A 25,369-nucleotide genomic window follows, 5' to 3' on the forward strand; every position below is an offset into this window, starting at 1 on the left:
CAGCACACCGTGCGGGTGTATACGGCACCGGGCACCCCTGGGAGCAGGGGTGCCCGGTGCCGTATGCGCGTATACCCGCGTACGTGCGCGGGCCGGTGTGTCAGCCGTGCTTGGCGCGGCTCGCGGCGCGGGCGCGCTCGCGGCCGTCCAGGTTCACCTTGCGGATACGGACCGACTCCGGGGTCACCTCGACGCACTCGTCGTCGCGGCAGAACTCCAGGGACTGTTCCAGCGACAGCTTGCGCGGCGGGACGATCGCCTCGAACGAGTCCGCCGAGGACGACCGCATGTTGGTGAGCTTCTTCTCCTTGGTGATGTTGACGTCCATGTCGTCGGCACGGGAGTTCTCGCCGACGATCATGCCCTCGTACACCTCGGTGCCGGGGTCGACGAACAGCACGCCGCGCTCCTGCAGGTTGGTCATCGCGAACGCGGTGACCGCGCCGGAGCGGTCGGCGACCAGGGAGCCGTTGTTCCGGGTCTGCAGCGGCCCGAACCAGGGCTCGTGGCCCTCGTGGATGGAGTGCGCGATACCGGTGCCGCGGGTCTGCGTGAGGAACTCGGTACGGAAACCGATCAGACCGCGCGAGGGCACCACGAACTCCAGCCGCACCCAGCCGGAGCCGTGGTTCGACATGTTGTCCATCCGTCCCTTGCGGACGCCCATCACCTGCGTGACCGCGCCCATGTGCTCCTCGGGCACGTCGATCGTCATGCGCTCGACGGGCTCGTGCACCTTGCCGTCGATCTCGCGGGTGACGACCTGCGGCTTGCCGACGGTCAGCTCGTAGCCCTCCCGGCGCATCTGCTCGACCAGGATCGCCAGTGCCAGCTCGCCGCGGCCCTGTACCTCCCAGGCGTCGGGACGGCCGGTCTCCAGGACGCGCAGCGAGACGTTGCCGATGAGCTCGCGGTCCAGGCGGTCCTTGACCTGACGGGCGGTGACCTTGCGGTCCTTCACGGCCGCCTTCGCGTCGGCGCCCTTGCCCGTGCCGCCTCGGCCGACCAACGGCGAGGTGTTGGTGCCGATGGTCATGGAGATCGCGGGCTCGTCCACCGTGATCAGCGGCAGCGGGACCGGGGTCTCCGGGTCGGCCAGGGTCTCGCCGATCATGATCTCCGGGATGCCGGCGACCGCGCAGATGTCACCGGGGCCGGCCTTCTCGGCGGGCTTGCGGGTGAGCGCCTCGGTCATCATCAGCTCGGAGATGCGCACATTGGAGACGGTCCCGTCGCGCTTCATCCACGCGACGGTCTGCCCCTTCTTCAGCTCGCCCTGGTGCACGCGCAGCAGCGCGATCCGGCCGAGGAAGTTGTCGGCGTCCAGGTTGGTGACGTGGGCCTGGAGCGAGGCGCCCTCGTCGTAGGTGGGGGCCGGGATGTGCGACAGGATGGTGGAGAAGAACGGCTCGAGCGAGTCCGAGTCGGCCGGGACCGTGCCGTCCTCCGGCTTGGTCAACGAGGCGACGCCGTCACGGCCGCAGGCGTAGACGATCGGGAACTCGATCTGCTCCTCGTCGGCGTCCAGGTCGAGGAAGAGGTCGTAGGCCTCGTTGACCACCTCGTCGATACGGGCGTCCGGACGGTCCGTCTTGTTGATGCAGAGGATGATCGGCAGCCGCTGCTGGAGCGCCTTGCGGAGCACGAAGCGGGTCTGCGGCAGCGGGCCCTCGGAGGCGTCGACGAGCAGCACGACACCGTCGACCATCGACAGACCGCGCTCGACCTCGCCACCGAAGTCGGCGTGGCCGGGGGTGTCGATGATGTTGATCGTGATCAGGTCCCCGCCGTCCTTGGGGTGGTACTTCACCGCCGTGTTCTTGGCGAGGATCGTGATGCCCTTCTCACGCTCCAGGTCGTTCGAGTCCATCATGCGGTCGTCGACCGAGTCGAGCTGGTGCGCGGCGAAGGCGCCGGCCTGCTTCAGCATGCCGTCGACGATGGTGGTCTTGCCGTGGTCGACGTGGGCGACGATGGCGACGTTGCGGATGTCGTGGCGCGTGGCCATAAAAGGCGTACTCCCGGAATGGTGAGGAATGCCCTGCGCAGACGGCTGCGGTGCGCGGGCCCTGCCGGGCTGGACACGCCGCGGCCACCTCCCATGGTACGGGCCCCCGGCGCCTGGGGCTCGCCCTCCTCGTCCGGACCGGCCCCACGGGCCGTTACGCGGGGTGATCAGGACTGATCAGGAATCCGACTCCGACTCCGATTCCGGGTTCGATTCCGGGTTCGATTCCGGCTCCGGGGCGGAACCGGAGGCGAAGGGCTCGGGGGCCTTCCCCCGCGGTGTCCCGGCCGGGCCCCGCGCTCCCTTCTTCAGGTACCCCATGTCCTCGTAGACCGGGGTACGGAAACCGAACGCGCCTGCGTTGGCCAGGTCCTTGCGGGCGGCGGTGAGCTGAGGACGCTGGTAGAGGGGGATCGAGCCGGCCGCCGCCCAGATACGGGCGTCCGCCTTGCGGAGCAGCTCGGCGCGCTTCGCGTCGTCGAGCGTCGCGAGGGCCTGGTCGAAGAGCTGGTCGACCTGGTCGGTGCCGACGCGGGGGTAGTTCTGTCCGACGTTCAGCGAGCCGTCGGCTGCCGGGACCGGCTTGGCGTAGACGGGGCGGGCGTCGGTGGCGGGGTAGGCGGTCGCGGGCCAGGAGTAGAGAGCGAGGTCGTACTCACCGGAGGCGATGTGGTCCGTGAAATAGCTCTCGCCGTCGACCTTGGTGATCTCCGCGCGGATACCGATCTTCTCCAGCATCTTCGCGATCCGGTCCGCCACGGTGCCGAGGACCTCCGAGCCGGGGCCGGAGGGGAGCACGAAGTCGAGCGTGAGCGCCTTGCCGTCCTTGGCGAGCGGGGCGTCCTCCGCCTGGGCGGGGGCGGCGGTGCCCAGGGGTGCGTAGGCGCCGGGGAGGTTGCCCTGCTTCAGCCGCGTGTGCTGGGTGCCGTCCTGGGCGAGGTGGTCGTCGTCGCCGTTGTTTCCGTCGCTCTCGGCGTCCCCTTCGTCGTCCTCGCCGACGATGTACGTGCCGTCGTCGGCGGCGTCGTTCCCGGAGTCCTTGTCCTTGTCCTTGTCCTTGTCCTTGTCCTTGCCGGAAGCCTCGCCGGAGCCCTCGTCGGACGATTCCGCCTTCTCGCCCTCCCCGCCGGCGGCCTGCTCCCCCTTCTCCCCCTTCTCCCCCTTCTTCACCGGACCGCCCGGTACCCAGCCGGCGTCCGCGAGCAGGGCCCGCGCCTCCTTGGCGTTCTGGTCGCCGAGGGCGCCGCTGCCGTCGGCGTAGGCGGCCTGCCCGGAGAGCGCGAGGTGGCTTCCGACGGGCTCGGCGGGCAGGCCGAGCGGCTTCAGAACCGCTTCCGCCAGGTCCCGCCGGTCCAGGGCACGGGCCACGGCGCGGCGGACCCGGTCGTCGGCGAGGGGCCCCTCGGCTCCGTTGAGTGCGAGCTGGGTGTAGGCGGGCTCCAGCGACTTGCGCACCTCGAAACCGCTGAGGGCCCGCGCCTCGCGCGCGAGCTCCGCGGCGGCCTCGCGCTGCTCCTCGCGGGCGGAGATCTCCTCGTCGGAGCCGTTCGCGACGGCCCAGGAGCGCACGGCCCCGGCCGCGGACCGCCCGGCTCCGAACCCGGCGGCCCGGGGGCCCCTCAGGGGTGTACCGCCCGCGGCCTCGCTGTCCCGCGCGCTCGTACCCGCGCTCCCGCTCGCGTTCGTGTCCTGCGGACCGGCGGCGACGGAGATACGGCGGGCGGCCGGGGCGTCGATCTCGGCCAGGTCCAGGGTTCCGTCGGTGAGCGCGGCGATCCGTTCGTCGCGGGGCACCTCGCGCAGCACGATCGTGGAGAGCCGGGCCGGCTCGCCCCACCAGCGGGCGTTGCGGGCGAGGGTGACCTCGTCGTCCTTGCGGTCGACCTTCTTCACCACGAACGGGCCGGCGGTGACCTTCAGCTTCGTGCGGGCCCCGTCGTTGAAGAAGTCCGGGGTGCCCATGACGTCCTTCGGGTACAGCGGCGCGAACAGCGACTTCCAGTCGGCGTAGGGACGGCTGAAGGTGACCTTGACCTCCAGGTCGCCCTCGCCGCGCTGGATCTTCTCGATGCGGTCGTAGCCGGCGTTGCGGGCGGTCCAGTAGGCGGAGTCCTTCCCGGACAGGGCGCGCCACTGGGCGGCGAAGTCGGCGGCGCCGATCTCCCGGCCGTCGCTCCAGACCGCCTGCTGGTTGAGCTTGTAGAGGACGACCTGCTTGGGCTCGGTCTCGACGACCTCGGCGGACTCCAGGTAGTCGGGGTTGCGTACCGGACGCCCCCGGCCGTCCATCCGGTACATCGACGGCAGCACGGCCTGGGCGATCCGGGTGGTGGTGGCGTCGGCGTCCGACTGGAAGGCGTTCAGGGTCTCCGGAACGGAGTCCACGCCCCAGCGCAGGGTGCCGCCGTCGGCGATCCGCGCGCGGTCGGCACGGGCGATGTCCCCTCCGGCGAGGGGCCGACCGGCCGGGTCGTCGCCGGAGCTGCATCCGGCCAGCGTGGGCACCACGAGCACGCCCGCGGTGAGGAAGGCTACCGAGCGCGTGACCGCGCGCGGGCCGACGCCGTCGTGTGACATCTCTGGTTACCTCCGTGAAGCCGCGGGCATTACGATCACTTTTGGTGGTATTTAGATCTCATCTGATGTATGCGGCCACTGAAGTGGAAAGGCTTCGGCAACCAAGAGCGACACGGCGGCCACGGACCGGAAGGTCACCCGCATGGCGTAACACACCGCGCGGTGCACCCGTGCGCCTCGGCCAATCGACGCACATCCCTTCACAGCGCAAGGTGTGACGCGCAACACTCTCAGGCGCACGAACGTTGCCGCCTTGGGCCTGAAGGACCCTTGAGGACCCGCGGGAAGTGAGGGCAAGTCATGTCCGTGCACGACGAACTGGCATCCGTCCAGCGCAGTCTCGACGACCTGATCCGGTCGGTGGGGCGCCTGGAGAAGCAGCTCGGCAGCGGCGGCCTGGAGATGCGCCGCGTCCGGGCCGACACCAACCATCTGCGCGAGAGCGTCGCGCTGCTCCGGGAGACGGCCGTCACCACGGCCGGCGTACCGAAGCGGCCCGATCTCGTCACCATCTCCGACGCGCCGTACGACCCGTCCCTGTGGGTGGACACGGACGACGAGGGGCTCGGCGCACACGACCGCCGCGCTCCCTGACTCCCGTTCGAATCCCCGTCCACCTCGCAGGATCCGCCGCGCCCCCTGACCCCGACCGGAGCGGACAAGTGGCCACTGGTACGGAACCGCCCGCCACAGACCCCCAACCCCGACGCACCGGTGTGAGAACCGGTACCCGCGCCGCGATCGCCGCTCCGCACCTGCGGACCGACCGCTGGTGGCTGGCCCCGGCCGCCACCGCGGCCGGTCTGCTCGCCTTCGTCGTCTACTCGACCTGGCGGGCCCTGTCGAACGCGGACTACTACGCGGCGCCGTACGTCTCGCCCTTCTACTCCCCGTGCCTCGCCGAGAACTGCGAGCCGATGCGCGGCGGACCCAACTGGGAGCTCGTCGGCGGGTGGTGGGGCCTCTCACCGGCGATCATCATTCTGGTCTTCCCACTCGGCTTCCGCCTGACCTGCTACTACTACCGCAAGGCCTACTACCGGGGCTTCTGGGCGTCCCCGCCGGCCTGCGCGGTCGCCGAGCCGCACAGGAAGTACACCGGGGAGACCCGCTTCCCGCTGATCCTGCAGAACATCCACCGGTACTTCTTCTACGCGGCACTCCTGGTCGCCCTGGTGCTGACCTACGACACTGTCCTCGCCTTCCGCGACGAGCACTACGCGTGGGGTCACATGGGACTCGGCACCCTCGTCTTCCTGGTCAACATCGTGCTGATCTGGGCTTACACCCTCTCCTGCCACTCCTGCCGGCACATCGTCGGCGGCAAGCTCAAGCACTTCTCCCGGCATCCCGTGCGCTACCGGATGTGGCAGTGGGTGGGCCGGCTGAACGCCCGGCACATGCAGCTCGCCTGGGCGTCGCTGGTGAGCGTGGCGGTCGCCGACCTCTACGTCTACCTCGTCGCGTCCGGCGCCTTCGACGATCCGCGTTTCTTCTAGCTGAGGGGGACTGCCTGACATGCCCGTGGTCGACCGGCAGGAATGGGACGTCGTCGTGGTCGGTGCGGGCGGCGCCGGGCTGCGCGCCGCCATCGAGGCACGCGAGCGGGGCGCCCGTACGGCGGTGATCTGCAAGTCGCTGTTCGGCAAGGCCCACACCGTGATGGCCGAGGGCGGGATCGCCGCCGCCATGGCCAACGTCAACACCGGCGACAACTGGAAGGTCCACTTCCGCGACACCCTGCGCGGCGGGAAGTTCCTCAACCAGTGGCGGATGGCCGAGCTGCACGCCCGGGAGGCGCCGCAGCGGGTGTGGGAGCTGGAGACCTGGGGCGCGCTGTTCGACCGGACGAAGGACGGCCGGATCTCGCAGCGCAACTTCGGCGGCCACGAGTACCCGCGCCTCGCGCACGTCGGCGACCGCACCGGTCTGGAGCTGATCCGCACCCTCCAGCAGAGGATCGTCGCCCTCCAGCAGGAGGACTTCCGGGAGACCGGGGACTACGAGTCCCGGGTGAAGGTCTTCCAGGAGTGCACGGTCACCCGCGTGCTCAAGGACGGCCGTCACGTATGTGGTGTCTTCTGCTACGAACGGGAGTCCGGGCGCTTCTTCGTCCTTCAGGCGCCCGCCGTGGTCCTCTCGACGGGCGGTATCGGCAAGTCCTTCAAGGTGACGTCGAACTCGTGGGAGTACACCGGCGACGGCCACGCGCTGGCGCTGCTGGCCGGGGCCCCGCTGCTCAACATGGAGTTCGTGCAGTTCCACCCGACGGGCATGGTCTGGCCGCCGTCGGTGAAGGGCATCCTGGTCACCGAGTCGGTGCGCGGCGACGGCGGGGTACTGCGCAACTCCGACGGCAGGCGGTTCATGTTCGACTACGTGCCGGACGTCTTCAAGAAGAAGTACGCCGAGTCCGAGGAGGAGGGCGACCGCTGGTACGACGACCCGGACCACAACCGCCGGCCCCCCGAACTGCTCCCCCGCGACGAGGTCGCCCGCGCGATCAACGCCGAGGTGAAGGCGGGCCGCGGCTCCCCGCACGGCGGGGTCTTCCTGGACGTGTCCACCCGGATGCCGGCCGAGGTCATCAAGCGCCGGCTGCCGTCGATGTACCACCAGTTCAAGGAGCTGGCGGACGTCGACATCACGGCGGAGGCGATGGAGGTCGGGCCCACCTGCCACTACGTGATGGGCGGCATCGCCGTCGACTCGGACACGGCGGCGGCGCGCGGGGTGCCGGGGCTGTTCGCGGCCGGTGAGGTGGCCGGCGGCATGCACGGATCCAACCGGCTGGGCGGCAACTCCCTCTCCGACCTGCTGGTGTTCGGGCGCCGGGCGGGCCGGCACGCGGCCGAGCACGCGGCGGGACAAGGGCGGGGGAGGGAGCGTCGCCGGGTGGACGACGTCCAGGTGGACGCGGCCGCCGCGGAGGCTCTGCGCCCGTTCTCGGCGGAGGGCGAGGGACCGGACGAGGGGCCACCGGAGAACCCGTACACCCTGCACCAGGAACTCCAGCAGACGATGAACGACCTGGTCGGCATCATCCGCCGCGAGCACGAGATGAAGCAGGCCCTGGAGAAGCTCGCCGCGCTGCGGGTACGGGCCCGCCGGGCCGGGGTCGAGGGGCACCGGCAGTTCAACCCGGGCTGGCACCTCGCCCTGGACCTCAGGAACATGCTGCTGGTCAGCGAGTGCGTGGCCCGGGCGGCGCTGGAGCGTACCGAGTCGCGCGGCGGCCACACCCGTGAGGACCACGCTGCGATGGAGCGCACCTGGCGCAACGTCAATCTGCTGTGCGCGCTCACCGACCCCACGGGCGGTCTCGCGGCCACCGACAGCGTGCGCGGCCAGATCACCCTCACCCGTGAGATCACCGAACCCATCCGCCCCGACCTGCTCGCCCTCTTCGAGAAGGAGGAGCTGGTCAAGTACCTCGCCGAAGAGGAGCTGTACGAGTGAGCAGCTATGAGGCCCGCTTCAAGGTGTGGCGGGGGGACGTGCAGGGCGGCGGCCTGGAGGACTTCCGGGTGGAGGTGCACGACGGCGAGGTGGTCCTCGACATCGTCCACCGGCTGCAGGCCACCCAGGCCCCCGACCTCGCCGTCCGCTGGAACTGCAAGGCGGGCAAGTGCGGTTCGTGCTCGGCGGAGATCAACGGCCGTCCGCGGCTGTTGTGCATGACCCGCATGTCGGTGTTCGGCCGGGACGAGACGATCACCGTGACCCCGCTGCGTGCCTTCCCGGTGATCCGCGATCTCGTGACGGACGTCGGCTTCAACTACACCAAGGCCAGGGAGGTCCCGGCCTTCGTACCGCCCGAGGGGGTCGGGCCCGGCGAGTACCGGATGGCACAGGAGGACGTGGACCGGTCGCAGGAGTTCCGCAAGTGCATCGAGTGCTTCCTGTGCCAGGACACCTGCCATGTCGTCCGCGACCACGAGGAGAACAAGCAGGCCTTCGCCGGACCGCGGTTCCTGATGCGGGTGGCGGAGCTGGACATGCATCCGCTGGACGCGGCCGACGCCTTGGGCCTGGACCGGAGGCGCACGGCGCAGGACGGGCACGGACTCGGCTACTGCAACATCACCAAGTGCTGCACCGAGGTGTGCCCCGAGGGCATCAGGATCACGGACAACGCGCTGATCCCGCTGAAGGAAAGGGCGGTGGACCGCAAGTACGACCCGCTCGTCTGGCTCGGGAACAGGATCCGGCGCCGGTCGGCGCCGTCCTGACACCCGGAGCCCTCGACGCCCCGCCCGGCGTCCCCGGGCCCGGAGACCCGGAGGCCCGGAGACCCGGAGGCCGCAGATAGCCGGAGTGCGCCACCCGGCCGAGGAAGGTCAGCCGGGTGTCGGTGGCCATGTGCTTCTCGTAGGCCTCCTTGCTCCCCGGCCGCTCCGGGTGTCCGAAGTCGTCCAGGACGACGATGCCGCCGGGCGCCACGATCCGCTCGGCGCCCGTCGACCCAGGCGTGCCCGAGACAGATGGCGTCACGGCCGCGGGTGTACGTCCCGTCGGCCGGGTCACCGGTGAGGTTGAACCGCAGCACCGTCCCGGCGGCCAGCAACGGCACCAGTATCACGAGCACGAGCACGACCGCGAGCGCGGCCCAGGTGAGCCGGTGTCTCCGGCGCCGGGGCGGCTTCCCCTCCGTCTGCCCGTGCCCGTACCAGGTGATCTCCGCGTCGCCGGGACCGGGCCCGGTGGGCCCGGTGGGCCCGGTGGGCCCGGTGGGTTCCGTGCGTGACATCACGTGTCCCCTCCGCCGCCGGCCCCGGCCGGGCCCGCGGCTGATCTTGGGAAGGAGGACGGGGGGCGGGGAAGCCCGTGGTTGCGGTCGGGCGGCGGTGGGCGCGTGGCGTACGTGCGCGTGCCCGTCCCGGGGGAAGGCGGGCGGTGCGGCGGGGAGCACGCCGGCGAGTGTGGAACCGGCCTTCCCGGCGACGCGGCAGGAAGCCTCGTTGTCGACCTGGTGCAGCAACTCCAGGCGAGTCAGGCCCTCGTGGGCGAAGGCCGTGAACGCCCAGTCGGTCACTACCGCCAGAGCGCGGGGAGCCACTCCGCGGCCCCGCGCGGGCGCCCCGTTCCAGTAGCCCACCTCTGCGGAACCCGAGCCCCTGGCCGCGTACTTGAGGACGACGCCGCCGACGAACCTCGCAGGGTCGCCACTTGCTCCCGGCCCCGCCGACGCCTCCTCCACGGCGAACGCGAGCCGGTCGCCCGCTTCCCAGCCACGCTGCTGCGCCGACACCCAGCGCGCCGCACTCGTCTCGTCGTGCACGGCGTCGCTCGTCCAGCGGCGCAACGCCTCGTCCCGGTACAGCTCGGCCGGGCCCGCCGACTCCTTCGGGCTCCAGGGCCTCAGGGTGCCCGCTGTCAGGCGTGTCAAAGTGGCCGGGGCCGGAGTCGGGTGCGTACGGCGAGGGTATGCGGGGGCCGTTCGGTGACCGGGTGTCAGAAGAGACGCAGAAGGGCCTCTACGGGGTCGGTCAGGGTGGTGTCGAGGCCGGGGAGGGGGAGTTCGAACCAGACGGTCTTGCCGCGGGGGGTGCGGCGGGAGCCCCAGGCGGCGCTGAGCAGGCCGACGAGCTGGAGGCCGCGGCCACCCTCGTCGGTGTCACGGGCGCGGCGGCGGCGCGGCTGGACCAGACCGGCGTCCCAGACCTCGCAGACCAGGGTGCGGTCGAGCAGGAGACGGAGCCTGATCTCGCCCTCGCCGTACCGCAGGGCGTTGGTGACCAGCTCGCTGACCAGGAGTTCCGTGGTGTCGACGAGGGGTTCCAGGTCCCAGGCGAGCAGTTGTGTACGGGCGTACTCGCGGGCGCGGCCCACGCTGCGGGGTTCGCGCGGCAGCGCCCAGTCGCCCACGGAGTCGGCGGGCAGTCCCTGGACACGTGCCATCAGCAGCGCGATGTCGTCCTCGCCGTGGTGGGTGTCGAGGGTGTTGAGGACGTGGTCGCAGACGTCTTCCAGGTTCCGGGTGTCGGCGCGCGGCGGCGCCGAGCCGTCGTGGTGGTCGTCGCCCGACGGCCGGGCGGGGTCGGTGAGCGCGCCCACGAAGGCCTGGAGCCCTTCGTCGAGGGGGTGGTCGCGGCTCTCGACCAGCCCGTCGGTGTAGAGCGCGAGCAGGGCGCCCTCGGGCAGTTCGACCTCGACCTCCTCGAAGGGTTCCCCTCCGACGCCGAGCGGCAGGCCCGGCGGCACGTCCAGCATCAGCGCGGGCTCGCCGGGTTCGACCAGGACCGGCGGCAGGTGGCCCGCGTTGGCGAAGGTGCACCTCCTGGTCACCGAGTCGTACACGGCGTAGACGCACGTCGCCAGGTAGACCTCGGAGAGGTCGGCCTCCTGGGGGCGGCGGGCGGCCCGGGTGGCCTGCTGGACGCCTCCGGGGGCGCCGAGGCCACGGGCGATCTCGTCCAGCTGGGAGAGGACCTCGGCGGGTTCGAGGTCGAGCTGGGCCAGGGTGCGGACGGCGGTGCGCAGTTCACCCATCGCCACCGCGGCGCGCAGGCCCCGTCCCATCACGTCCCCGACGACCAGCGCGGTGCGGTGGCCGGGCAGTTCGATGACGTCGAACCAGTCGCCGCCGACCTCGCTGGGGCGGCTGGTGGCCGGGCTGCCGGGCAGGTACCGGCAGGCGATGTCGAGGCCGGACGCCTCCGGGTCGCCGGGCGGGAGCAGGGACCGCTGCAGTATCAGGGCGCGTTCGTGCTCGCGCCGGTAGAGGCGGGCGTTGTCGATGCAGACAGCGGCGCGCGCGGCCAGCTCCACCGCGAGGTCCCGGTCGCGGTCCCCGAACGGCTCGCTGCCCTTGGTCCGGGCGAACTGCGCGAGACCGACCACCGTGTCGTGGGCGACCATCGGCACGGCGAGCGTGGACCGCACCAGTCCGCCGTCCTCGCCCGGCAGGGTCCGCGGGCGGGCGGTGCGCAGGGCGTCCGCGCACGGCGAGTTGAACGCGTAGTGGTGGACGGCGCCGAGTTCGACGGGCTCGCCGGTGACGCTGAACGGCGCGTCGGAGACGGCGCTGGCGAAGGCGACGCGGCGCACCTCCGCGCTGCCGTCGGCGAGGCCCGGCGGAGTCTCGTCGCCGGCCAGCAGCCCCTGGTAGAGGTCGACGGTGGCCAGGTCGCAGAAGCCGGGGACGGCGACGTCGAGGAGTTCGCGGGCCGTGGTCTCCAGATCGAGGGAGTTGCCGATCCGGGCACCTGCCTCGTTGAGCAGGGCGAGATTGCGCCGCGCGTTGGCGGCCTCGCGGGCGGCGGCGCGGCGGGCGGTGATGTCCGTTCCCAGCCATGCGATGCCGATGGGGCGGCCGTTGCCGCTGTGCACGCGGTACAGGTTGATGGACCAGTGACGGCGTCCGGCGGAGCCCGGTACGAAGCCCGTGACGTGCATGTCCGTGACGGACCGGCCGGTGTCCAGCACCCTGCGCAGGGTCGCGTCGACCCGCTCGGCCTCGCCACGCGGCAGATAGCTGTGGACGTCCCTGCCCCGGTGGTCGTCGGGCGTGCCTCCGAAGATGGACGCGAACCGCTCGTTGGCGCGGCGAACCCGCAGGTCGGGGTCGATCAGCAGAAAACCGAAAGGAGATTGGCCGAAAATGGCCTGCGAAGCGGCGAGGTCGGTCTCGATGCTGCGTAGGGTACGCACGTCGACGACGATGCAGACGGCCGCCTTCTCACCCTCCTCGGTGCGCGTCGGCATGACGTAGACCTCGGCGAGGGCCTCACCACCGGGCTCGCCGTCCTCCCCCGTGTCGGAGAGGCGGAAGGGCACGACCCCGGTCCACTCCCGGCCGTCGAGGATCTCGGCCATCTTGCGCTGGCCCTGCTCACGCCGGTCCAGGTCGATGAAGGCCGCGATGGGATCCATCCCCAGCGCCCGCTCCGCCGGGATGCCGAAGATCTGCTCGGCGCGCAGGCTCCACTGGTCGACCAGCCCGTCGGGGCCGATGGAGAAGGACGCGACCTTGATGTACTCGTACATGGAGCCGGGAGGACTGACCTGCCAGGTCCCGCCCGCCGACGAGACGTCACCGGCGGGCAGGAGATCTCCGAGAGGAGCGGAGGAGGAGGCATCGCCGGAGGAGAGGCCGTCCTTGGCCTCGGCCCTTGCGCCGCCCGACGGGTCCTTGGACTCCGTGGCCTTCGCTGGTATCTCGCTCACGCGAACCGTCCCCTCCAGCTCACCGCGTCCGGCACCGGTCACCGGGGGCGGCTGCCCGCAGTATCCAGCACTACGGCGCCGCACCACACGGTGTTCACGATCACAGCACCGTCCCGATGCTTTTCGGTCTGGCCTGTGAGAACACTCCCAGTCTTCTAACCAGCGGACACGTCATCGAACCTCCTTCTTCGACAACCGTCCGGGGCCTGAACGGTCGCTCGACAGGAGCGGCCCGTGCGTACCCCGGCGAGGAGCGGTACGGCGCCTCTTTTCAGCCGGGGGCGAACGCTCACTTCGGCACGGTGAGTTCGAACCACACGGTCTTGCCCATGCCGTCGGGCCGGGTGCCCCAGCGTCGGGCGGTACGGGTGAGGAGCTGCAGTCCGCGCCCGCCCTCGTCCTCGGGCCGGGCGTCCCGCTCGTGCGGAAGGTCCGGCAGCGGGTCGGAGACCTCCACCCGCAGGACCCGGTCGAGGCCGGAGGGACGCAGCAGGCGGACGTCGATGGGGCCGGTGGCGTGCCGGAGGGCATTGGTGACCAGTTCACTGACCAGCAGGGCCGCTTGGTCATCGATGCAGCCGAGGCCCCAGCCGTGCAACTGGGCCCGGACCGTGGAACGCGCGGCGCCCACGGCACCCGGATCCGCAGGAAAGGTCCACGTGACGTGGTCGCCCTCCGTGTCGACCACCGGATCACCTCCGTCCCTCACCGACGGCCCGCCCACCGCCCGTGCCCCGTTCCACGGCCCCCCGACCTCATGGGACTAATGGGCCCATACCCGGCACCGGCGGTCGAATACCTTCCGCGACACCACGTCGTGACATGCGGGACGGTGACGCGGCGCACGGCACGCACCCCCGTCCACCGCGGCGCGTACCTCACACGCCCCGCGCGGTGAGGTCCAGATGGGCGAGCATGTCGCGCACGGCCGGCACGTCGTGGCCGAGCCAGTCGACGTCCCAGATCTGCGCGGGAGTCAGCCAGCGCAGCCGGTCATGGTCCTCGAGGGGCGCGGGAGCGGCGGATCCGGGGCACAGGCGGGCGGTCCACACCCGCATCACATACGGCGCCCTCAGTGCCCACTCCCCCGGGACACGCTCTTCGGCCTCGGCGTCCACACCGAGTTCCTCACGCAGCTCCCTTACGACGGCTGCGTCTTCGGTCTCACCCGGCTCGACCTTGCCGCCCGGCAGTTCCCAACGCCCGGCCAGGTCGGCGGGGGCGCTGCGGCGGGCGGCGAGCAGCCTGCCCCCGTGCCACAGGGCCGCACCGACCACCACGATCCGCTCACTCATGCGCCGGAGCCTACGGGGGTTCAGGATCCCGCCCCGAACGTGACGGGACGGGACGGGCCACGATGTGATGGGGCCCGTGGGAGCCGAGGAGGGGAGGTCAGTCGGAGGGTGTCGCGGTGCGCCCCATGCGCTCGACCCAGTACAACTGCTTGTGCCCGCGGCCGTCGAGGCTGTCCGCGATCTTCTGCGCCTCGGCGCGGGTCGCGTACCGGCCCACGCGATAGCGATTGCCGTTGTCGTCCTGTCGCACCACGAGCCAGGGAAGCGGGGCCGTGCTGTCGTTCATCGCACCCCTCCGCTTCCCGTCCGCAGCCTGCGCAGCGCCCCGCCCGGTAAGGAATCCCCAGTCCGCATATGCCCGAGCCTACGCCTTACCTTCACGCAGCGAACATGGGTTCACACAAAAAGGTACGCAACCGGCCAGCACGCGGGGGGCGCATCACCACGAACGCGCCATGGGCGAGCTCGACGCATCCGGTCAGGGGCATGCCGCCCCCGTGCCTGCCGCCGGACGGCCACCTGCGAGAACGGCCAGATTCATACGAGGCCCGGACGGGCACGTCACTGCCCGTCGGGGCGAGCCCGTGCCCGGACGGGGCGCAGAGGGAGTGATCCGGGGTCGACGACGGCTCGGGACCGCGGTCCGTGACGGCCGCCGGTCCGGCTACCTCACCGGGAGGCGGTAGGCAACCCGGTACCGGTCGGCGGGAATCACCACGTCGGCCGTCTCGACCGGACGGCCCGAGGCGTAGTACGTGCGCCGGATGACCAGGACGACATGGCCGGGGACACCGCCGAGCAGCGCCAACTCCTCGGCGAGGCCGGGGCGGGCGCCGACCTCCTCGGTCACGTTGTCCACGATCACGTCGATGGCGCGCATGCGCTCGACCACACCCATGCCGCCGAGGGGGCCCTCCTCGGGCAGCATCACGGGCGTCCGGCCGGTCAGGGCGAGCGGCTCCCAGGAGGTGGAAAGCATCATCGGCTCGCCGGCCTCCCGGAAGAGGTACCGGGTGCGCATCACCCTGTCCCCCGGCTCGACCTCGAGCCGCTCGGCGACGTCCCCGCGGGCCTCGGCCTGCTCGCTGCTCGACTCCCAGGTCCCGCGCACGTCCCCGTCCGCCTGCTCCTGCCGGAACGGGGTGGCGCCATGCTCCGGGCGGAACCCGGAACGGGCCACGCGCCGGGGCACGGGCCGCTCACGGACGTACGTCCCCGAACCGGAGCGGCCCTCGACGAGGCCCTCCGCCATGAGCACCTTGCGCGCCTCCAGCGCGACCGTGTCGGAGACGCCGTACTCCTCGCGGATCCGCGCCTGGGACGGAAGACGGGTGTGCGGGGGCAGCCGACCCTCGACGATCTTCTTACGGAGATCACCCGCGACGCGCAGATACGCCGGCTGCTCACCGAATGTCACTGGCCACTCCCATCAGCTTGTACGGACAGCGACAGAGTGGCAACCGTATGTTGTACCAGGCAAGCGAAGGCCAGAGAATCACTTGTTGTGATGACACGCCTCGGCGGGGGTTTTTACGCAGGCGCTTTCTCCCTGCTGCAGCGGCCCTCACGCCTCGATACGGCCCTCGTCGGCCCCGCCGCCCCCAGCCCCGCCCTCGCTGTCGTCCTCGTCGAACGTGGGCGGTCGCCGTAGTCCCAGCCGTCCCTGGACGGGGTGAGGTGCTACACGTCCACGTCGGCCGGCAGGGCCCCGCCGTCCATGGCGTAGGCGTCCTCGAGGCCGTAGCACCGCTCGCCGGCGGTGTCGAAGAGGCTGTCGTCGCCCGGGGAGGGACCGTCGGGCAGACGGACGGTGCCGAGGACCTCCCCGTCGTGCTCCCCCTCGCAGGACACCCGGTCGGCCTCGGTCGCCCAGCCCACCAGCCCTCCGGGCGAGTCGAAGCAGTCGCCGTCGGCGAAGGTGTGGACCCCGGTGCCGCCCGTCACGGGGACCTCGTCGAGCTCGTCCCAGAAGACGGCGAGGAGCGCGGCGAGCAGGATCCACGTCACCAGCGACACGGAGGACATCACGATCCCGCCCCTCGCCATGCCCCGGCCCTGCTCCCCCCGCCGCCGGAGCTGCCCCAGCGCGACGATCCCCAGCACGAGCCCGACGACCGGCACGAACCACAGCAGACCGAGGACGAGCGAGGCGACGGCGAGCCCGTTGAAGCGGGGCGGAGGCCGGAGCCCGTACGGGCCCTGGGAGAACGGCGATGGCGCGTACGGCCCTTGGGGCCGGGGAATGGGGTTACTGCCCCTGGGGGTGCTGCCCCGGGGCGCCCTCGGGCTGCTGGGGCACGGAGGGCGGGGATATGGACACGGGTGCCGTGCTCCTGGTTCTGCCGTGCTCCTGGTTCTGCCGTGCTCCTGGTTCTGCCGTGCTCCTGGTTCTGCCGTGCTGCTGCGGGGAGGTGGTGCATGCGCCGGCGCGGACCGCCGTGCGGGGCACATGGCTCCGCACATCGTAAGCGTGCCGTCCCACAGGACCGTTGGGGGCACCCCCGTCCGAGCCGCCCGCACCGGGCACCGCACCCCCGTCCACACGCCTCGTCCCCGTGAGCGGACGGCCGGACCGGCGGTCCGGAACCCGCTCACGGGGACGAGGACGGCGAGGCGGTGTCCCGGGCACCTGCCCGGGACGCCGGTCCCGTCGGTCAGAACTGCAGGGCCCAGCCGTTCAGCCGACCCGTGTCGTACGGGTAGTTGTCGCTGACGCGCAGCGTCCAGGTGCCGTTGGCGGTCTCCGAGGAGGCGTTGACCGTGTACGTGGTGTCGATGTTGTCCGCGCTGCCTCCGGTGCCGTATGCCTTCAGCGTGTACACCGTGCCGTCGGGGGCGACCAGCTGGACCCGGAGGTCGCCGATGTAGGTGTGGGTGATGTCCACCTCGACGGCCAGGTCGGAGGGTGCGTTGCCCGAGACGCCGGAGACGGTCACCGAGGTCTCGACGGTGGAGTTGTCGGCGATGCCGACACCCTGGGTGCTCTCGAAACGGTCACCGGTGGGCGGCGGGGCGGTGCCACCGCCCCCGACGTTCAGCAGGCGGTTGGGGGAACCGCTGCCCGGGTTGCCGACGACACCGCTGGTGGCGGCGGAGGTCAGCGCGGAGGAGACCTGGGCGGGGGTGGCCGAAGGGCTGCCGGCCAGGTGGAGGGCGGCCGCTCCGGCGACGTGCGGGCTCGCCATGGACGTACCGGAGATGGTGTTGGTGGCCGTGTTGCTCGTGTGCCAGCTGGAGGTGATGGAGGAGCCCGGGGCGAAGATGTCCAGGACCGAACCGTAGTTGGAGTAGCTGGCGCGGGCGTCGGTGGAGGTGGTGGCGCCGACGGTGATCGCCTCGGCCACCCGGGCCGGGGACTTCGTGGAGGCGTTGGTGGACTCGTTGCCCGCCGCGACGACGAAGGTGATGCCGGCGTTTATCGCGCTGCGCACCGCAGCGTCGAGGACACTGTCGGCGCCGCCGCCGAGGGACATGTTGGCGACGGCCGGCTTGACCGCGTTCCGCGCCACCCAGTCGATACCGGCGACGACCCCTGCGGTGGTGCCGGAACCGGCGTTGTTCAGCACGCGAACGCCGACGATGTCGGCCTTCTTGGCCACACCGTGGGCGTTGCCCGCGACGGTGCCCGCGACGTGGGTGCCGTGGCCGTTGCCGTCCTGGGCGACGTTGTCGTTGTCGACGGCGTCGTAGCCGTTGTAGGCGCGGCCGCCGAAGTCGCTGTGCGAGATGCGGACGCCGGTGTCGATGATGTACGCCGTCACCCCCTCGCCGGCCGAGTCCGGGTAGGTGTACGAGTGGTTCAGCGGCAGGTTCGCCTGGTCGATGCGGTCCAGGCCCCAGGAGGGCGGGTTGGTCTGGGTGGCGGTGGTGTGGAACGTGCGGTTCTGGACCACCGAGGCGACGGCCGGATCGGCGGCGAGACGTTTCGCCTCGGCCTCGGAGGCCTCGACCTCGTAGCCGTTGACCGCCTTGGTGTAGGTCCGCTCGATCTCGGCGCCGTACTTCTTGACCACCGCACGGCCCTCGGCGGAGCCGGACTTCACCTCGTCCGCCTTCAGGGTCACGATGAAGCTGTCGCTGACGGCGTTCGCAGCGCCCTCGTACTGGATGTGGCCTTCGGCGGCGGCCGGGGCCGCGCCGGCGGGGAGCGCGGAGACGAGGCCTGCCATGAGTGCCGCGCTGGTCGCGACGCCGAGAGTGGCCAGTCTTCGGTGGGGGTGACGCATCAACGCCATGTGAGGGTTCCTCCTCAGTCGGGGTGCGTTGCTGTGGGGGGTGGTGCCGGTGACGCACGTGCCGCGGGTGGGGCATAGCCGGTCATTAGTGGCGTGGGCATGTCAATGCTTACTGCCGGAGCAACTGCGTGCGTCAGCCGAAAGATTGAGGGTTCCACAGGAATTGCACAAGAGGGCCCGCATGAACGAAACACCACCGCCATGCAGCCGACACATTCAGCGGCACGCCGGCCCGGGCGACCCCGGATCGCACCGCCGGAAGAGGCACGACGACGCGACTGCCGGGGGCACGGGACCCGGCGGCGTGGTGACGGTGCGTCAGAGGCTGTTGCGCCGGTCCGCTTCGTGGTCGCGGGCAGAGCCCTGCCCGGCGGCGTGCGCCTCCATGACCGTCGTGAACGGCAGCACGAGCCGGGACGGGTGCGCGGCGCCGCGGTAGATCTCGCGGGTGACGGGGCGGCCCACCGGCAGGTGGAAGGCGTCCGGCGGCAGCGGCGCGGTGTGCGCGTCGGCCAGGGGCTCGGCGTTCGGCAGCTCCGCGACCGGCCGGTGGCCCGGCATGAACGTCGCGGTGAACGGGCGGAGCCGCGGTACGCGCTCCTCACCCCTCCCCTGCTCCACCGGCACCGCGCGGGTGTGCGGGTGGAAGGGGTCGCCCTCGGTGGTGCGCTCCTCGTCGAACTCGTGGTGGGAGGCCTTGAGGTAGGCGGTCGTGATGAGGCGACGCCTGCCGTCCGGGGCTTCGTCCCACACACGCAGAACGAAGTTCGTGTCGGGCCGGTCGCTCTCCGTGAAGAGGTGCGTCCTTGCGGTCAAGTCCGCCGACGACGCGGTCGGCCGGCAGCTTCTCGTCCGGGACGACGCCGAGGTCATGGACGGCGTCGCTCCCGCAGCGGACGGAGAGGCGACGCCGGTGCTCAGAACGGTCCGGGCCGCACCGCGGAACAGGCTCCCGTCGGCCCGCGACCGGTCCGGCTCGTCGCCGAGCGCGCACCGGGCCCCACTCGCCCCGGGCGGACGGACACCGCCGGCCACCTCCGAGGCGGCCAGGCAGTTGTCGTCACCGGCCGCTACTGCCGGGGAGACGGATCGGACGGAAGGGCGGCAGGGGCGGCAGGGGCGGCGCCGTCGGCCTTGGCCGCGTCGGCGACGGCCTCGGCGGCCGCTTCCGCCGCCTGCGCCGTGTCGCTGGCGGCCTGGGCGGCCATGTCGTCGACCGGCCTCTCACGGGTGGCCGGCGACTTGGGCAGTTCCTCGCTGAAGGCCCGGGACACGCCTTGGAGCGCGGAGGTGATCTCGCTGGGGATGACCCAGAAGTTGTTGCCCGAGCCCTGAGCGAGTTGCGGCAGCGTCTGGAGGTACTGGTAGGCGAGCAGCTTGGGGTCGGGATCGTTGCGGTGCACGGCCTGGAACACCTCGTCGATGGCCCGGGACTGGCCCTCCGCCTGGAGGATCGCAGCGGTACGGTTGCCCTCCGCCCGCAGGACGGCGGCCTGCTTGTCGCCTTCGGCGGTGAGGATCTGCGACTGGCGCTGTCCCTCGGCCCCGAGGATCGCGGCCCGTTTGTCCCTCTCGGCCCGCATCTGCTTCTGCATCGCGTCCTTGATGGTCTGCGGCGGATCGATGGCCTTGATCTCCACCCGGTTGACCCGCAGCCCCCACTTACCGGTGGCCTCGTCCAGCACGCCACGGAGCTGGCTGTTGATGGTGTCCCGTGAGGTGAGCGTCTTCTCCAGATCCATGGAGCCCACGACGTTGCGCAAGGTGGTGACGGTCAACTGCTCGACGGCCTGAAGGAAACTCGCGATCTCGTAGAAGGCCGCCCGCGGGTCGGTGACCTGGAAATACAGGACGGTGTCGATCTCGACGACCAGGTTGTCCTCGGTGATGACCGGCTGCGGTTTGAAGGAGACGACCTGCTCCCGCAGATCGATCACCGGGTGGACGCGGTCGATATAGGGAATGACGAGATTGAGGCCGGGATTCAGGGTGCGATGGTAACGGCCGAGCCGCTCGACATTACGAGCACGCGCCTGAGGAACGATACGCACCGTCCGCACCACGGTGAAGATCGCAAAAAGCGCGACGATCAGGCCGGCGATGAGAAATGCTGAGGTCTCCATGGTTTCAGTCCCGGGGGTAGACGTACGCGGTGGCACCACTTATCTCAATGACATCGACGGTCGCTCCGGGAGGAATCACCAGAGTCTCGTCGTACGCGCGGGCCGTCCACTCCTCACCCTCGATACGCACCCTGCCACCCACGCCCGTCACCTCCGTGACAGCCGAGGCGGCCTTGCCCACCAGCGCGTCCACACCGAATCGCGCCACTTGCGGCCGGCGTACACGGCGCAGCGCGACGGGTCGCACGAAGAGCACGGTGGCGATGGCCACGACGGCGAACACCAGGAACTGGAACGGAACCGGCAGCCCGATCGCGGCGGACCCCGCCGTGACCAGAGCGGCGGCACTCAGCATTCCGAGAGCGGCAGTGAGGGTGAAGACCTCCGCCACCGCCAGCACGGTTGCGACGATCAACCAGATCAGCCATGGATCCATTGCGCACCTCTTCCGAACGGCGCGGGTACAAGGGGCCGGACCCTCTATTGGAACCCAATGGGAACGGCCCCGATACCCCCTGGACCCCGCCGAACACGGCGAAGGCGCACGGAACACCTGCCGCAAGCGAGAATCCCGAGGTTTGCTGCCACTTTACCCGTTGATGGGGAGAAGATGCGGCCGCGCATCGACCACGTGACCGACGGCCCGCGCGGGGAGCACTGCCCGCCACGTGCCGTTCGGCTCACGAACCGGTTCGGGCCTGCGGGCCGTTCGGCTTCAGCTGCCGGATGCGCCCGTCGAGTTCGCTCTGGTAGAAGTCGATGAAACCGTCGGGATCGGGGCCGGCGTTCTGCATGACCAGCATGTCGAAACCCGCGTCGACGAACGGCTGCGCCACCTCGAGGTACCGGGCGGGGTCCGCGCCGCAGGCGAACTTCTCCAGGACGTCCTCCTCGCGCACGGTGGTCGTCGCCGCGTCGAAGTTGACCGGGTTGGGGAGCTCGCTCATGACCTTCCACCCCGTCAGGGCCCATCGCGAGGTCTCCAGGGCCGCTTTCGCCGCGGTGTGCGCGTCGGGCGCCCAGGCCATGGGAACCTCCGCGTAGCACGGGCCGGTGCCGCCGGCGTCACGGTAGTGCTGGACGATCTCCGGCTTGTCCTCGGTGGCGAACAGGCCGTCGCCCAGTTCGGCGGCGATACGCGTCGACACCTGGCCGCTGGCGGCCACCGCGATCAGGGGGAGTTCCTCGGGGAGGTCGAAGACCCGGGCGTCCTCCAGCCTCAGGTGCTTCCCTTCGTAGGACCGGTAGCCCCCGCTCCACAGCAGCCGGATGATCTCCAGAGCCTCCCTGAGCATCTCGTGCCGGGTGCGGACCACGTCGGGGAAGCCGCGGCCGACGACGTGCTCGTTGAGCCGCTCGCCCGAGCCGACGCCGAGGACGAAACGGCCCTCCGAGAGGAGGGCGAGGGTCGCCGCGGCCTGAGCGATGATCGCGGGGTGGTAGCGCACGGTGGGACACGTCACGCCGGTCGCCAGCTCGATCCGTGAGGTCCTGGCCGCGATGCTCCCGAGGACGGTCCAGGCGAACGGTGAATGTCCCTGGTTGTCCAGCCAGGGGTGGTAGTGGTCACTGATCTCGACGAAGTCGAAGCCCGCCTTTTCCGCGAGAACCGCTTGCCGTACCAGCTCTGCCGGGCCGAACGCCTCGGCGGCCAGCTTGTAACCCACCTTCATGTGTTTCTCGTTCCCTCGTGCGCCGCGGTCGTTTTGTCCGCACAGAGGTACCCGCCTGGTGTCAGGCGTAACACCTGGCCGCCCCCTGGCCGGGGACGGAACCGGCTGGAACCTCCCCTGATCGTGGACGCTCTGAAGCGCCTCCACCACCACGCCGCCCAGGTCAGCCGTCAGCAGGTGAAGCGGCCGGGGACGGGGGCGCAGTGGCGGGCACCCGCCCTGTACAGCCCCGTGGGGGCGAGGTGGGCGCTGATGCGGCGGAAGGGCTGCCGGGTGCCTGCGCCCTCGCACGTACTCCCGGTAACCGGCGCGCGCAGGAGGTCCGAACGGGTGGCAGGACGTCGCTACGGGCCGGTCGTGGCCGCCGGTCTATGCACGAGTGGGCATGCGCAGCGCCAGCATGGCGACGTCGTCGTCGTTGTCGTCGGGGCGGACCTGCTCCAGCAGCAGCTCGCAGAAGGACTCCAGAGGACGGTGGGCAAGAGAGGCCGCGTGGCGACGCAACCGGTCCAGTCCATGGTCGATGGAGTGGTGCGGGGACTCGACCAGGCCGTCGGTGTAGAGCAGGACGGTGGTGCGGGGCGGCAGGACGGTGACGGTGTCGGGACGAGGCCGGACCATTCCGGTCCCGAGCAGAATGCCGTGGGCGTCGGTGAGATAGCGGGCCCGACCGTCATGGCTGACCAGCAGCGGAGGAGGATGGCCGGCGTTCGTCCAGGACAGTCGCCACAGCTCGTCGTCGCCGAGAGCGAGCGTGGCCAGGATCATGGTCGCCATGGGGACCTCGGCTATGTGCTTCACGGCGTCGTCGAGCTGGGTGACGACGGCGCTGGGCGTGGCCTGGGGCTGGGACCACGCGAAGGCCCGCAGCATGTTGCGGACCTGCGCCATGCCGGCTGCGGCGTCGAGGTCGTGCCCGACGACATCTCCGATGACCAGGGCGTGGGAGCTGCCGGTCAGGGCGAAGACGTCGTACCAGTCACCGCCGACAGAGGAGGCGTGCGGAGCGGGGACGTACCGCGCCGTCATCTCCACCCCGGGCACGGTGGGGAGCTGGGGCAGCAGGTGACGCTGCATGGTCTCGGCGACCTTGCGCTGACGCTGGTACAGACGCGCGTTGTCCAGCGCCAGGCCCGCCCGGCGGGCGATGTCCTCCAGCAGCGGCAGATCGGCGGCGGTGAAGGCGCCAGGACGTTTCGAGCGTCCCAGGGTCAGGGCTCCGAGCACGTCGCGCAGTCCCCGGATGGGCGCGATGACCGCGGAGTGCATGCCCGTCCCGGCGAACAGGCGGCCCTGCTCCACCGCGATTCCGGAATCGGGCGGGCCCAGGTAGGTAGCAGGGTCCGCAAGAGAGGACGCGGCGCCACGCAGGGCCCGCGACAGGGGCATCGGGGACTCCTCCGGCACAGGGGGCATGGGTCCCTGCAGGTCCTCCCGCTCGACCAGGATCCCGTCCTTGTGCTCCGTCACCAAGGCGCGCCGGACCTCGTCCCGCTCGGTGAGCAGATCGATCACCGCCCAGTCCGCAAGCCGGGGCACCGTCAGGGCCGCCAGCCGACGCAGTGCCTCGTCCACATCCAAGGTGGACGTCAGCTGGGTGGTCGTCTCCGCCAGCAGGGACAGGCGGTCCAGCTCCGTCAGCGGCGCCGGGGCCTCGTCGACGCCTTCGTCCGATACGCCCCGGTCCGATCCGTACAACAGCACCAGCGCGCCCTGCTCCTCCGATCCGAAGGAGCAGGGCGCGACGAGCCAGGAGAGCCGGACAAGCGTGCCGTCCCCGCGGGCGAACCACTCCGAGTCACCGTGCTCGGTCCTCCCGGCGAGAAGCGCGCCCCTGAGCCGACAGCGCGCGCGGGGCGGGGCGTGCCCGTGGCTGTCGCGGTGCAGCAGGTCGTGCGAATCCCGCCCGACGAGTTCCTCGAAGCCGCGGCCCAGCACGCTCTGGGCCGCGCCGTTGGCCGAGACGATGAGTCCGCCGTCGTCGACGACGACGACAGCCGTCCGCATGTCCTCCAGCGTTGCACCGCGCAGGGCGCCTGAGCACGCCTGAGGACCGGACACGGGGGGATCTCCCGTGCCGGCGCCGGTTACGTCCATGGCCCTCCTCGGCGGGTGCGGACCTGCTCGAGTTCCCCGGGAAAGGTACTCGCATACGCAGCCCCCTGCAGGAAAAGATCAACCGCCGGTCATCTCCACACACCACTCGCGCCGGCGTGAGCGATGCCGTGCTCGCCCCGGACACGCGTCCGGGAACCACTCGCCGGACTCCCGTGCGGCCAGGCTCCGGTCCGCTTCCGGGATCTGCCCGTGGCCAAGCCGGTCATGCGGTGGCTGTGCCCTCCACGGGACACCGATCCACCGCACATGCCCCTGTTCTCGCCTCTTCTCATGCGCACCACCGGCATACCGGTTCGAACCCGCCTGCCACGAAGTCGCACCGTCTTCCTCGCATGATGCGTCTGCACCGGATCGAGGGCCGCCGCCTGCGCCGGCGCAGGCGCGCCACCGTCCCGGACCGCCTCGCACCGCCCGTCCCGGACCTCGTCCAACGCGACTTCTTCGCCGAGCAACTGAACGAGAAGTGGTGCGGCGGTATCACATGCGTGCAGGTCGGTGGCTCGTGGCTGTATCTCGCCTGCGTCCTGGACATCTGCTCACGCCGATGCTCGGCTGCTCCATGGCCTCCCACGTGCGGGCCGGACCGGTCACCGGCGCCCTGAGGACGGCCCCGGCCACGCGGGGCGGCAGCGTGGCCGGGGTGATCTTCCACACGGACCGGGGTTCGCAGGACACGTCGGGCGCGTTCGCGCAGGTCTGTGACGGTGTCGGGATCCGCAGGAGCCTGGGCAGAGTCGGCTCGAGTGGTGACAACGCCCTCACCGAATCGTTCTGGCAGGGGCTCAAGAGGGAGACGGTGCACAAGAAGCTGTTCTCGACGATGTGCCAGGCAAGGCTGGAGATCTTCCAGTGGCTCACCTACCACCACGCCCGAAGGCACCACAACGCCCTCCACTCCCCTTCACCTGCCGAGTTCGAACAGCAGCATCAGAGAGAACGCGGAGTCACACGCGCAGCATGAGCCCCGTGTCCCCACTCCGGGGGACGCCTCAGTGCGGCGGTGTCCACTTCCGCGAGACGGTCGAGCGGTCCCTGGTCTTCGGTGAGCAGTTCGGCGACCTGGCCCACGAGTTCGTACAGCGGTACGTCAAGGGCGACGTCAAGGGCGGCGTCAGGGGCTGACGGCCCTGCCGAAGCAGAAGCGACGGCCACCCTCGCGGGTGACGACGAG

The 25,369-nt window shown here is 71.0% G+C and carries 19 protein-coding genes and 2 pseudogenes; 6 read left to right on the forward strand and 15 right to left on the reverse strand.

Annotated elements, in window-relative coordinates:
* Nucleotides 1-100: 100 nt before the first annotated feature.
* A complete protein-coding gene (typA, locus tag HUV60_RS11120; protein WP_257847591.1) occupies nt 101-2,008 on the reverse strand; it encodes a translational GTPase TypA in 1,908 nt (635 codons plus the stop codon).
* Nucleotides 2,009-2,185: 177 nt separating this feature from the next.
* On the reverse strand, nt 2,186-4,585 hold the full coding sequence (locus HUV60_RS11125; RefSeq protein WP_257847590.1) for an ABC transporter family substrate-binding protein: 2,400 nt from the start codon (nt 4,583-4,585) through the stop codon (nt 2,186-2,188).
* Between the two features lie 300 nt (nt 4,586-4,885).
* Here HUV60_RS11125 and HUV60_RS11130 point away from each other — a divergent pair, with 300 nt between their 5' ends.
* The 4 genes from HUV60_RS11130 (at nt 4,886) to HUV60_RS11145 (ending at nt 8,817) form a co-directional block, all read left to right on the forward strand.
* Nucleotides 4,886-5,179 carry a hypothetical protein gene (locus HUV60_RS11130; RefSeq protein ID WP_257847589.1) on the forward strand — a complete coding sequence of 98 codons (294 nt, stop codon included), beginning with the start codon at nt 4,886-4,888 and terminating at the stop codon, nt 5,177-5,179.
* A gap of 68 nt (nt 5,180-5,247) precedes the next feature.
* Nucleotides 5,248-6,084 (forward strand): hypothetical protein, encoded by an 837-nt coding sequence (locus tag HUV60_RS11135; RefSeq protein ID WP_257847588.1) that lies wholly within the window; start codon nt 5,248-5,250, stop codon nt 6,082-6,084.
* A gap of 19 nt (nt 6,085-6,103) precedes the next feature.
* Complete coding sequence (locus tag HUV60_RS11140; protein WP_257847587.1) at nt 6,104-8,044, forward strand: fumarate reductase/succinate dehydrogenase flavoprotein subunit; 1,941 nt, start codon at nt 6,104-6,106, stop codon at nt 8,042-8,044.
* Nucleotides 8,041-8,817, forward strand: coding sequence for a succinate dehydrogenase/fumarate reductase iron-sulfur subunit (locus tag HUV60_RS11145; protein ID WP_257847586.1), 777 nt, complete (start codon nt 8,041-8,043; stop codon nt 8,815-8,817). Before HUV60_RS11140 ends, HUV60_RS11145 begins: the two co-directional genes overlap by 4 nt.
* A gap of 620 nt (nt 8,818-9,437) precedes the next feature.
* Here the strand turns inward: HUV60_RS11145 and HUV60_RS11150 are convergent.
* The 13 genes and pseudogenes from HUV60_RS11150 to HUV60_RS11210 form a co-directional block, all read right to left on the reverse strand.
* Nucleotides 9,438-9,974: pseudogene (locus HUV60_RS11150) on the reverse strand (GNAT family N-acetyltransferase); the annotation flags it as partial.
* A gap of 65 nt (nt 9,975-10,039) precedes the next feature.
* Entirely contained in the window at nt 10,040-12,754 is a 2,715-nt protein-coding gene (locus HUV60_RS11155) for a SpoIIE family protein phosphatase (RefSeq protein ID WP_257847585.1), read from the reverse strand.
* A 289-nt stretch (nt 12,755-13,043) separates the two neighbouring features.
* A complete protein-coding gene (locus HUV60_RS11160) occupies nt 13,044-13,442 on the reverse strand; it encodes an ATP-binding protein (RefSeq protein ID WP_257847584.1) in 399 nt (132 codons plus the stop codon).
* A gap of 190 nt (nt 13,443-13,632) precedes the next feature.
* On the reverse strand, nt 13,633-14,049 hold the full coding sequence (locus HUV60_RS11165; RefSeq protein WP_257847583.1) for a (deoxy)nucleoside triphosphate pyrophosphohydrolase: 417 nt from the start codon (nt 14,047-14,049) through the stop codon (nt 13,633-13,635).
* Between the two features lie 97 nt (nt 14,050-14,146).
* Nucleotides 14,147-14,335 (reverse strand): SPOR domain-containing protein, encoded by a 189-nt coding sequence (locus HUV60_RS11170; protein WP_257847582.1) that lies wholly within the window; start codon nt 14,333-14,335, stop codon nt 14,147-14,149.
* A gap of 378 nt (nt 14,336-14,713) precedes the next feature.
* Nucleotides 14,714-15,466, reverse strand: coding sequence for a GntR family transcriptional regulator (locus HUV60_RS11175; RefSeq protein WP_257847581.1), 753 nt, complete (start codon nt 15,464-15,466; stop codon nt 14,714-14,716).
* Between the two features lie 263 nt (nt 15,467-15,729).
* Nucleotides 15,730-16,512, reverse strand: coding sequence for a DUF4190 domain-containing protein (locus HUV60_RS11180; protein WP_331461983.1), 783 nt, complete (start codon nt 16,510-16,512; stop codon nt 15,730-15,732).
* A 191-nt stretch (nt 16,513-16,703) separates the two neighbouring features.
* On the reverse strand, nt 16,704-18,284 hold the full coding sequence (locus tag HUV60_RS11185; RefSeq protein ID WP_257847579.1) for a S8 family peptidase: 1,581 nt from the start codon (nt 18,282-18,284) through the stop codon (nt 16,704-16,706).
* A 318-nt stretch (nt 18,285-18,602) separates the two neighbouring features.
* Nucleotides 18,603-19,100 (reverse strand): CocE/NonD family hydrolase C-terminal non-catalytic domain-containing protein, encoded by a 498-nt coding sequence (locus tag HUV60_RS11190; protein ID WP_257847578.1) that lies wholly within the window; start codon nt 19,098-19,100, stop codon nt 18,603-18,605.
* 254 nt (nt 19,101-19,354) lie between these two features.
* Nucleotides 19,355-20,407: an SPFH domain-containing protein gene (locus HUV60_RS11195; RefSeq protein WP_257847577.1), complete on the reverse strand. Its 1,053-nt coding sequence runs from the start codon at nt 20,405-20,407 to the stop codon at nt 19,355-19,357.
* Between the two features lie 4 nt (nt 20,408-20,411).
* Complete coding sequence (locus tag HUV60_RS11200) at nt 20,412-20,843, reverse strand: NfeD family protein (RefSeq protein ID WP_257847576.1); 432 nt, start codon at nt 20,841-20,843, stop codon at nt 20,412-20,414.
* Between the two features lie 244 nt (nt 20,844-21,087).
* Nucleotides 21,088-22,080 carry a TIGR03557 family F420-dependent LLM class oxidoreductase gene (locus tag HUV60_RS11205; protein WP_257847575.1) on the reverse strand — a complete coding sequence of 331 codons (993 nt, stop codon included), beginning with the start codon at nt 22,078-22,080 and terminating at the stop codon, nt 21,088-21,090.
* A gap of 369 nt (nt 22,081-22,449) precedes the next feature.
* Nucleotides 22,450-24,087: a SpoIIE family protein phosphatase gene (locus HUV60_RS11210; RefSeq protein WP_257847574.1), complete on the reverse strand. Its 1,638-nt coding sequence runs from the start codon at nt 24,085-24,087 to the stop codon at nt 22,450-22,452.
* A gap of 613 nt (nt 24,088-24,700) precedes the next feature.
* Between HUV60_RS11210 and HUV60_RS11215 the strand changes: the two genes are divergently transcribed.
* Nucleotides 24,701-25,159: an integrase core domain-containing protein gene (locus tag HUV60_RS11215; protein WP_257847573.1), complete on the forward strand. Its 459-nt coding sequence runs from the start codon at nt 24,701-24,703 to the stop codon at nt 25,157-25,159.
* Between the two features lie 35 nt (nt 25,160-25,194).
* A pseudogene (locus HUV60_RS11220) lies at nt 25,195-25,320 on the forward strand (hypothetical protein); the annotation flags it as partial.
* Nucleotides 25,321-25,369 lie beyond the last annotated feature (49 nt).

The sequence above is a fragment of the Streptomyces sp. KMM 9044 genome (genome assembly GCF_024701375.2).
Taxonomy (GTDB): domain Bacteria; phylum Actinomycetota; class Actinomycetes; order Streptomycetales; family Streptomycetaceae; genus Streptomyces.

Excerpts from the sequence above, each read along its gene's own strand:
- typA (WP_257847591.1), bottom strand. The coding sequence starts at position 2,008 with ATGGCCACGCGCCACGACATCCGCAACGTCGCCATCGTCGCCCACGTC.
- HUV60_RS11125 (WP_257847590.1), bottom strand. The coding sequence starts at position 4,585 with ATGTCACACGACGGCGTCGGCCCGCGCGCGGTCACGCGCTCGGTAGCC.
- HUV60_RS11130 (WP_257847589.1), top strand. The coding sequence starts at position 4,886 with ATGTCCGTGCACGACGAACTGGCATCCGTCCAGCGCAGTCTCGACGAC.
- HUV60_RS11140 (WP_257847587.1), top strand. The coding sequence starts at position 6,104 with ATGCCCGTGGTCGACCGGCAGGAATGGGACGTCGTCGTGGTCGGTGCG.
- HUV60_RS11165 (WP_257847583.1), bottom strand. The coding sequence starts at position 14,049 with ATGAGTGAGCGGATCGTGGTGGTCGGTGCGGCCCTGTGGCACGGGGGC.
- HUV60_RS11170 (WP_257847582.1), bottom strand. The coding sequence starts at position 14,335 with ATGAACGACAGCACGGCCCCGCTTCCCTGGCTCGTGGTGCGACAGGAC.
- HUV60_RS11180 (WP_331461983.1), bottom strand. The coding sequence starts at position 16,512 with ATGTGCGGAGCCATGTGCCCCGCACGGCGGTCCGCGCCGGCGCATGCA.
- HUV60_RS11185 (WP_257847579.1), bottom strand. The coding sequence starts at position 18,284 with ATGGCGTTGATGCGTCACCCCCACCGAAGACTGGCCACTCTCGGCGTC.
- HUV60_RS11195 (WP_257847577.1), bottom strand. The coding sequence starts at position 20,407 with ATGGAGACCTCAGCATTTCTCATCGCCGGCCTGATCGTCGCGCTTTTT.
- HUV60_RS11200 (WP_257847576.1), bottom strand. The coding sequence starts at position 20,843 with ATGGATCCATGGCTGATCTGGTTGATCGTCGCAACCGTGCTGGCGGTG.
- HUV60_RS11205 (WP_257847575.1), bottom strand. The coding sequence starts at position 22,080 with ATGAAGGTGGGTTACAAGCTGGCCGCCGAGGCGTTCGGCCCGGCAGAG.
- HUV60_RS11210 (WP_257847574.1), bottom strand. The coding sequence starts at position 24,087 with ATGCGGACGGCTGTCGTCGTCGTCGACGACGGCGGACTCATCGTCTCG.